We start from the raw sequence: 7,535 nt of genomic DNA, 5'->3' as shown, positions 1-7,535 counted from the left end.
ATGCGTGACCGGGTGCTGGTGGTGCGGGCGCCGGGGCGGGTGGGCGTCGTCGAGCAGGACGCCCCGCCGCTGCGGCCCGGCACGTTCCGGGTGCACACCCTGTTCAGCGGGGTCTCCGCCGGCACCGAACTGAGCTACGTCAAGGGCACCAACCCCTACCTCCACGTCACCTGGGACGCCGACCTCGGACTGTTCCGGCCCGGCACGCCGAGCACCCCGTACCCGGTGAGCCGGCTCGGCTACATGCAGGTGGGCCGGGTGGTGGAGAGCGCGACCCCGGCCGTCGCCGAGGGCTCGGTGGGCGCGATGACGTACGGCCACCGCACCGGCTGGGTCGCCGACCCGCTCGCCGAGCGCTTCGTGCCGCTCCCCGCCGACCTGGACCCGCTGCTCGGCGTCTACGTCGCCCACATGGGCCCGATCTGCGCCAACGGGCTGCTGCACGCCGCGGCCGACCTGCACGGCGCCGACGTGCGTTCCCTCGGCGACGGGGTACGCGGGCGCCGCGTGGCGGTGCTCGGCGGCGGGGTGGTGGCGCTGCTCACCGCCCTGCTCGCCCGCCGGCACGGCGCGGCCTCGGTGGTGGTGCTGGACCCGACGCCGCAGCGCCGGCGGGCCGCCGAGGCGCTCGGCCTGGAGACCCTCGACCCGGACGCCGACGACCCGGCCGTGGTGCTCAAGACCCGCTGGGGGCACACCGCCGGCGACCGCGGCGCCGACGTGGTGTTCCAGTGCCGGGGACAGGCCTGGGCGCTGCACCTGGCGCTGCGCCTGCTCCGCCCGCAGGGCACCGTGATCGACCTGGCCTTCTACCAGGGCGGGGCGGACACCGTCCGGCTCGGCGAGGAATTCCACCACAACGGGCTCTCCGTCCGGGGCGCCCAGATCGGGCGGGTTCCCCGCGGGCTGGCGCCCGTCTGGGACCGGGAGCGACTCTCGGCCGAGACGATCGATCTGCTGCGCGCCGACGGCGACGTGATCCGCAAACACCTCGTCACGGCGGTGGTGCCCTTCGACGAAGCCCCCGCTCTGCTGACCGACCTCGCCGAGCGCCGGAGACAGGAACTGCAGGTCGTCCTCGCGGTGTGACCGACCGGTCACCGCCCGGAGGCGACATGCCGCCCGGGCGGGACGCGGAAGCCGCCCGGGTTCGCGTACCGTTGCCGCTCATGGGTGTCTCGCAACGGTTCAAGAGCAGGTTCCGGCGGTTCCTCCAGCGCCCGGGGACGACGGTGGACCTCGCTCCGCTGGAGAAGCTGCTGCCGGCGATCGAGGCGCGCGAGAATGATCTCCGCGCGCTGGACGACGCCGAGCTCACCGAGGCCGCCGGTCAGGCCGCGGGCTACGAGGAGATCTGTGCGATCGGCCGGGAGGCCGCCCGCCGCGGGCTCGACCAGCGCCCGTACGACGTCCAGCTGCTCGGCGCGATGGCGCTGCTCTCCGGCAAGGTCGCCGAGATGGCCACCGGCGAGGGCAAGACGCTCACCGCCGCCGTGGCCGCCTACGGGCACGTGCGGATCGGCAACGGGCCGGTGCACGTGCTCACCGTCAACGACTACCTGGCCCGCCGCGACGCCCAGTGGATGGAGCCGGTCTACACCCTGCTCGGTCTCACCGTGGGCTGGGTCAACGAGGCGTCCACCCCGCAGGAGCGCCGCGAGGCGTACGCCTGCGACGTCACGTACGTCTCGGTCAGCGAGGCGGGCTTCGACTACCTGCGCGACCAGCTCGTCACCGACATCGAGGACCGCGTCCAGCGGCCGCTCTCCACCGCGATCGTCGACGAGGCCGACTCGATCCTGATCGACGAGGCGCGGGTGCCGATGGTGCTCGCCGGCGCGGTCCCGGGCGAGCAGGACCCGGTGCACGCCGCCGCCGCGCTGGTGCGCGGGCTGCGCAAGGGGCGCCACTACACGGTCGCCGAGGACGGCCGCAGCGTGGCGTTCACCTCCGCCGGGCTCGCCGCCGTCGAGGCCAAGCTCGGCATCGACCTCTACGACGAGCAGCACGTCGAGCAGCTCTCCGCGGTGAACGTCGCGCTGCACGCGCACGCGCTGCTGCACCGGGACGTGGACTACATCGTCCGGGAGGGCTCGGTCGAGCTGATCGACGAGATGCGGGGCCGGGTGGCCCAGCGCCGGCGCTGGCCGGACGGGCTCCAGGCGGCGGTCGAGGCCAAGGAGGGGCTCGACGCCACGGCCGAGGGCGAGGTGCTCGGCACCATCGCCGTGCAGGCCTACATCGCCCTCTACCCGAAGGTCTGCGGCATGACCGCGACCGCGGTGCTCGTCGGCGACCAGCTGCGCGAGTTCTTCGATCTCGAGGTGGCGGTGATCCCGCCGAACACCCCGTGCATCCGCCAGGACGAGCCGGACCGCATCTACGCCACCCGGGCGGAGAAGGAGGAGGCGCTGATCGACGAGATCAAGCGCTGCCACTCCGCCGGCCGGCCGGTGCTGGTCGGGACCCTGGACGTGAAGGAGTCCGAGCAGCTCGCCGCGGGCCTGCACGCCGCCGGCGTGCCGTGCGTCGTGCTCAACGCCAAGAACGACGACGAGGAGGCGGCGATCATCGCCGAGGCCGGCGCGTACGGCGCGGTGACCGTCTCCACCCAGATGGCCGGTCGCGGTGTGGACATCCGGCTCGGTGGCAGCGACCAGGCCGACCGGTTGCAGGTGGCCGAGCTGGGCGGCCTGTACGTGATCGGCAGTGGCCGGCACGACAGCCGCCGGGTCGACGACCAGCTGCGCGGCCGGGCCGGTCGGCAGGGCGACCCCGGTGGCTCGGTCTTCTTCGTGAGTCTCGAGGACGACCTCGTCGTCCGGCACGCCGCCGACGCGGTCCCGCCGTCGCCGCGGATGAACGCCGACGGTCTGGTCACCGACGAGCAGGTCGACTACGCGATCGAGCACGCCCAGCGGGTCGCCGAAGGTGTCAACCACGAGATCCACCGCAACACCTGGCGCTACAGCGTGGTGATCGAGCAGCAGCGCAAGGCGCTCGCCGAGCGGCGCGAGCGCCTGCTCACCAGCGACGTGGCCGCGCTGATGCTGCTCGACAAGATGCCCGAGAAGGCCGGCGAGATGGACGAGGACCTGCTCGCCAGGGTGGCCCGCTCGATCGCGCTCTACCACCTCGACCGCCTCTGGGCCGAGCACCTCGCCGAGCTCTCCGAGGTGCGCGAGGGCGTCCACCTGCGGGCGCTGGGCCGGCTGGACCCGCTCGACGAGTTCCACCGGGCCGCCGTGCCGGCGTTCAACGAGCTGGTTCCGGAGATCGAGGCGCGTACGATCGCGACCTTCACCGAGACCGATTTCGATGAGGAGTGGGAGCCGGACGAGGCGAAGCTGGCCCGGCCGAGCGCCACCTGGACGTACCTGGTGCACGACAACCCGTTCGGCTCGGAGCTGGACCGGCTGATCGCCTCGGTCGGGCGTCGGCTCACCGGCGCCTCCCGCTGACGCAGAACGGTCCGGCCGGCGCCGGCATCGCCGGCCGGACCTGCGTTTCAGCCCGTTTCGACCTGGGTGGCGACGGGTAGTAGGGCGGGTCCGAAGACTCGGGAGAGAGCAGACATGACACAGGTGATGGCACCGGCCGGGTGTGCCGTGACAGGCCGCGGGGCGGGGGCTGCACGCCCGTGAATCTCGACACCGACCAGCCGGCGGTGCCCACCGTCGGCGTGCTGGAGACTGCCGCGCTGCTGCGGGAGCTGACTGCCGGTCTCATCGCGGTGACCGATTTCGATGATGCCCTGACCGCGCTGGTCCGGATCACCCGGGACGCGGTGGCCGGGGTGAGCTTCTGCGGCTTCACCGCCCTGCGGGCCGGCGAGCCGGCCGGCGCGGCGGCCTCCGATCCGACGCTGGCCGGCCTCGACGACCTCCGGTACGGTCCCGACTCGCCGGCGATGGACGCCATCCGCCGCCGGGAGATGGTGCTGTCGGAGAACCTCGGGCGTGAACGGCGTTGGCCGGACTGGACGCCCCGCGCGGTCGACCTGGGCGTGCACGGGGTGATCTCCGCGCCGCTCGACGTCGACGACCAGGTGCTCGGCGCGATCAACCTGTACGCCGGACGCTCCGACGTGCTCACCACCGCGCACCAGCTCACCGCGATGCTGCTCGCGGAGCACGCCGGCCTCCTGCTGGCCGCCGTCCGGGACCGGGCCCGCCAGCTCGAGGTGGCCGACGAACGTGACGCCTCCCTGCTGGACGGCGGGGTGGTCGGGCAGGCGATCGGCGTGATCATGACCCAGCGTGGATGCCCGGCCGCCGAGGCGCTCGAGGTGTTGCGCAGCGCCGCCGCCTCGCTGGACATCCCGCTGCGCGAGGTGGCACAGCGGCTGGTCCGGACGGTCTCCCGCGCCCGGGACAACTGAGCCGTCGCGCACCTTCGTCCGGTCTCGCGTCGTTTCACCCCGCGTGCGCCCGGGTAGCACCCTGGGTTCACGTGCCGCCGACCCCGGGGAGGGAACGATGCAGAGCCGGCTACGGGTGCGGGGACACCCGATCCAACCGATGCTGGTGACGTTCCCGTACGGGCTCTTCGCCAGTGCCGTCATCTTCGACCTGGCCGACGTGCTGGGCGGGCCGGCGTTCCTCGGCGAGGTCGGCTACTGGAGCGCGGTGGCCGCGCTGGTCGCCGCCGCGCTCACCGCGATGGCCGGCATGGTCGACCTGTGGGACGTGCCCGGCGACCGGACCCGGCGCACCGCGATCGCCTTCAACCTGGTGAACCTGGCGATGGCCGGGCTCTTCCTGCTCGTCTGCCTGATCCGGGCGGACTCCCCGCAGAACGGCGCGTCACCCGTGCTGCTCGGCACCGAGCTGGTGGCGCTCGCCGTCGGCGCGGTGGGCGTACGGCTCGGTTCCCGGCTGGTGCGCCGGTTCGACGAGGGGCGGAGGGAGGCGACGACCTTCGACGCGCTGGGCGCGGTGGCCGGGGCGAGCCCGGAGGTCGTCCGTCCCCGCCCGGAGGCCGGCGCGCCGTGAGCCCGATCCGCCGGGCGAAATCTGGTTGCCGGCACGACGGTGGCCCGGCACCCTCCGGCGGGTGACCACGAACCAGGACGTCGAGCGGTTGATCGCCGAGGGCGCGGCCGCGCCCGTCGAGGGCTGGGCGTTCGACTGGCTCGCCGGCCGCGCCACCGAGGAGCGTCCCCCGTGGGGGTACGCCCGGTTGGTCGCCGCGCGGATGGCGTCGGTCGAGACGGCGTTGGACGTCGACACCGGCGGGGGAGAGGTCCTCGCGGAGGTCCCCCACCCGCCCCGGCTGCTCGTGGCCACCGAGGGCTGGCCGCCGAACGTCGAGGTCGCCCGGCGGACCCTGCGCCCGCTCGGCGCCACAGTCGTCGCGGTGACCCCGGACGCCCCGCTGCCCTTCCGGGACGCCCGCTTCGACCTCGTGGTCAGCCGGCATCCCGTACGCACCGACTGGACGGAGACCGCCCGGGTGCTCCGCCCCGGTGGCACGTTCCTCTCGCAGCAGATCGGGCCGGGCACGGTGCGGGAGCTCAGTGAGGCGATCCTCGGGCCGCTTCCCCCACCTGTCGCGCGCCGCCCCGACCGGGCGGTGGCGGCCGCGCGGGCGGCCGGGCTGGACGTGGTCGACCTTCGGGAGGCGACCCTGCGTACCGTCTTCCATGACATCGCCGCGGTGGTCTGGTTCCTGCGCAAGGTCGTCTGGACGGTCCCCGGCTTCACCGTCGACCGGTACCGCCGGGAGCTGTACGCGCTGCACCGCCGCATCCGTGACGACGGCCCGTTCGTCGCGCACGCCCGCCGCTTCCTGATCGAGGCGCGCCGCCGCTGACCTCCGACCGGGGTCAGTGCGCGTCGGTGTGGTGGGCGGCGAGTACGTCCTGTCCGAAGTCGCTGCCCGGGCGGCGCAGGACGGTGTGCGTGTGGTTGCCGTCGGCGGAGGTGTTGTCGTACTCGATCAGCAGGTCGTCGCCCTGGACCCGGTAGTAGTGCCGCTGCCCGGGGCCGGTCGGGCCGGCCCAGGCGAAGTGCAGCTCACCGCCGTCGAGTCGGCGCGCCTCGCGGACCGCCAGCTCGGGCGGGAGCCGATCCAGGTAGACCGCGAGCAGCTGCCCCAGCAGCGCGCGCCCGGTCGGCCCGAGCCGGGCCCCCGGTACGCCGAACGGCTCCAGCGGGGCGTCCACCCGCGCTCGGGTGGCGCTGATGATGTCCTCGGGCGCCTCGTCGGCGATGATCGCCGCGGCGCGTGCCGCCGGACCCATCGCCTCCAGCAACGCGCGAGCGAGGTCCTCCTCGACGCCGAGCGGGCGGGAGACCGGCTGCCCGGCGTGGCGTACGGCTGCCGGGTTCGCGCCGAAGAAGATGGGCGCGGGGGAGACCTGGTCGTCCACCACGGTCATGCTGACCGACAGGTGGTGTCCCTCGATCCGCCACGCCCAGCGGTCGTCGCGCTCCGGATCGCCGAAGATCGCCACCCAGTAGTCGCCGCTGTGCCGGCCCCGCTGCCAGCCCTCGGCCCGGTCCAGTACCTCTTCGAGCGCGACGATCGCCATCGCCTGGGCGTACGCGGCGGGGCTCAGCGCGGTGGCCAGCAGCCGGTGCGCGGCCTTGCGTCCGGCGCGGTCGAGGTCGTCGAGGCACACCCCGGGCCGGGGCCGGGGGCGGTACTCCAACCAGCGCCGCGCGCCGGTGTCGTCGAAGCGGTACGAGGCGCCGGCCCTGGCCGGTTCGTCGAGTGCGGACAGCAGCGCGCCGGCCGCCGCTCGCATCTGCTCGGGTAGCGGATCTTCCACCGTCCCTGTATACCGGGGCCCGGCACGTCCCGCTCGCAGGCCCGGCCGGCTCGCCGAACGCCCGGGTGTCCGGTGGCTACGCCGCGCGCCGCGGCGCCCGCTCACCGGCGGGTTCGTCCTGGCATCCGGCGCGCGCACGCCGGTGGCTCCGCGTCCCGTTCGCCGCTCACCGGCCAGGGGTGGGCCCCGCCGCCCTTGGTACGGTCTGCGGCGCATGTGGGGGAGGACGATGGACGAGACGGTCTACGTGGGCAACGCCGGGGTCGACGGAGCCACCGACGGCGGCTGGCTGCTCGGGCATTTCGTGCCGAAGGGCGAGATCCGGCACAGCACCGACGTCGAGATCAAGTGGGGGGTGCACCCGCCGGGGGAGACCCGGGCCCGGTGGGCGACCGGAGAGCGGCGAACCGCCCTGCTGGTGCTGGTCAGCGGTCGCTTCCGGGTCGAGCTGCGCGACCGCACGGTGCTGCTCGGCGAGCCCGGCGACTACGTCGTGTGGGGCCCCGGTGTCGACCACTCGTGGTACGCCGAACAGGAGTCCGTCGTGCTCACCGTCCGGTGGCCCTCCGTGCCGGGTTACCGGGTGGAGCCGCCCGTCCTCCGCTGACCGGCCCTCGTCGACGGGCCGCGCACGGCTTCGTGCCGGGCACCCTCGCCGTGGAGCGCAACGTCCTCGAATGGCGCGCCTCAGACGTCGTGGGCGGCTTCGCCGCTTGGCGCATCGCCGGGCTGCCGGCCCTCGGTCCCACCCCGCTGACCC

The 7,535-nt window shown here is 74.2% G+C and carries 7 protein-coding genes; 6 read left to right on the top strand and 1 reads right to left on the bottom strand.

What is annotated here, in order from left to right:
• From E1211_RS28805 to E1211_RS28785, 5 genes are all read left to right on the top strand, one after another.
• Positions 1–1,089, top strand: a 1,089-nt coding sequence (locus E1211_RS28805; protein ID WP_132352835.1) for a zinc-binding alcohol dehydrogenase, incomplete at its 5' end; no start/stop codon positions are given.
• An 80-nt stretch (positions 1,090–1,169) separates the two neighbouring features.
• Positions 1,170–3,461: an accessory Sec system translocase SecA2 gene (gene secA2 / locus E1211_RS28800; protein ID WP_132352833.1), complete on the top strand. Its 2,292-nt coding sequence runs from the start codon at positions 1,170–1,172 to the stop codon at positions 3,459–3,461.
• Between the two features lie 179 nt (positions 3,462–3,640).
• Positions 3,641–4,381 carry a GAF and ANTAR domain-containing protein gene (locus tag E1211_RS28795; protein ID WP_132352831.1) on the top strand — a complete coding sequence of 247 codons (741 nt, stop codon included), beginning with the start codon at positions 3,641–3,643 and terminating at the stop codon, positions 4,379–4,381.
• Between the two features lie 97 nt (positions 4,382–4,478).
• On the top strand, positions 4,479–4,994 hold the full coding sequence (locus tag E1211_RS28790; protein WP_132352829.1) for a DUF2231 domain-containing protein: 516 nt from the start codon (positions 4,479–4,481) through the stop codon (positions 4,992–4,994).
• Between the two features lie 61 nt (positions 4,995–5,055).
• Positions 5,056–5,814, top strand: coding sequence for a class I SAM-dependent methyltransferase (locus tag E1211_RS28785; RefSeq protein WP_132352827.1), 759 nt, complete (start codon positions 5,056–5,058; stop codon positions 5,812–5,814).
• A 13-nt stretch (positions 5,815–5,827) separates the two neighbouring features.
• On the opposite strand, the gene E1211_RS28780 is transcribed toward E1211_RS28785, so the two are convergent.
• Positions 5,828–6,775 carry a DUF3500 domain-containing protein gene (locus E1211_RS28780; protein WP_207915548.1) on the bottom strand — a complete coding sequence of 316 codons (948 nt, stop codon included), beginning with the start codon at positions 6,773–6,775 and terminating at the stop codon, positions 5,828–5,830.
• A gap of 229 nt (positions 6,776–7,004) precedes the next feature.
• On the opposite strand from E1211_RS28780, the gene E1211_RS28775 reads away from it, so the two are divergent.
• Positions 7,005–7,382 carry a signal peptidase I gene (locus E1211_RS28775; RefSeq protein ID WP_132352825.1) on the top strand — a complete coding sequence of 126 codons (378 nt, stop codon included), beginning with the start codon at positions 7,005–7,007 and terminating at the stop codon, positions 7,380–7,382.
• Positions 7,383–7,535: the final 153 nt, after the last annotated feature.

The organism is Micromonospora sp. 15K316 (assembly GCF_004348525.1).
Lineage (GTDB): Bacteria > Actinomycetota > Actinomycetes > Mycobacteriales > Micromonosporaceae > Micromonospora.
Note: the sequence above shows the minus strand (reverse complement) of the source record. Positions and strands in the feature narration are given on the sequence as shown.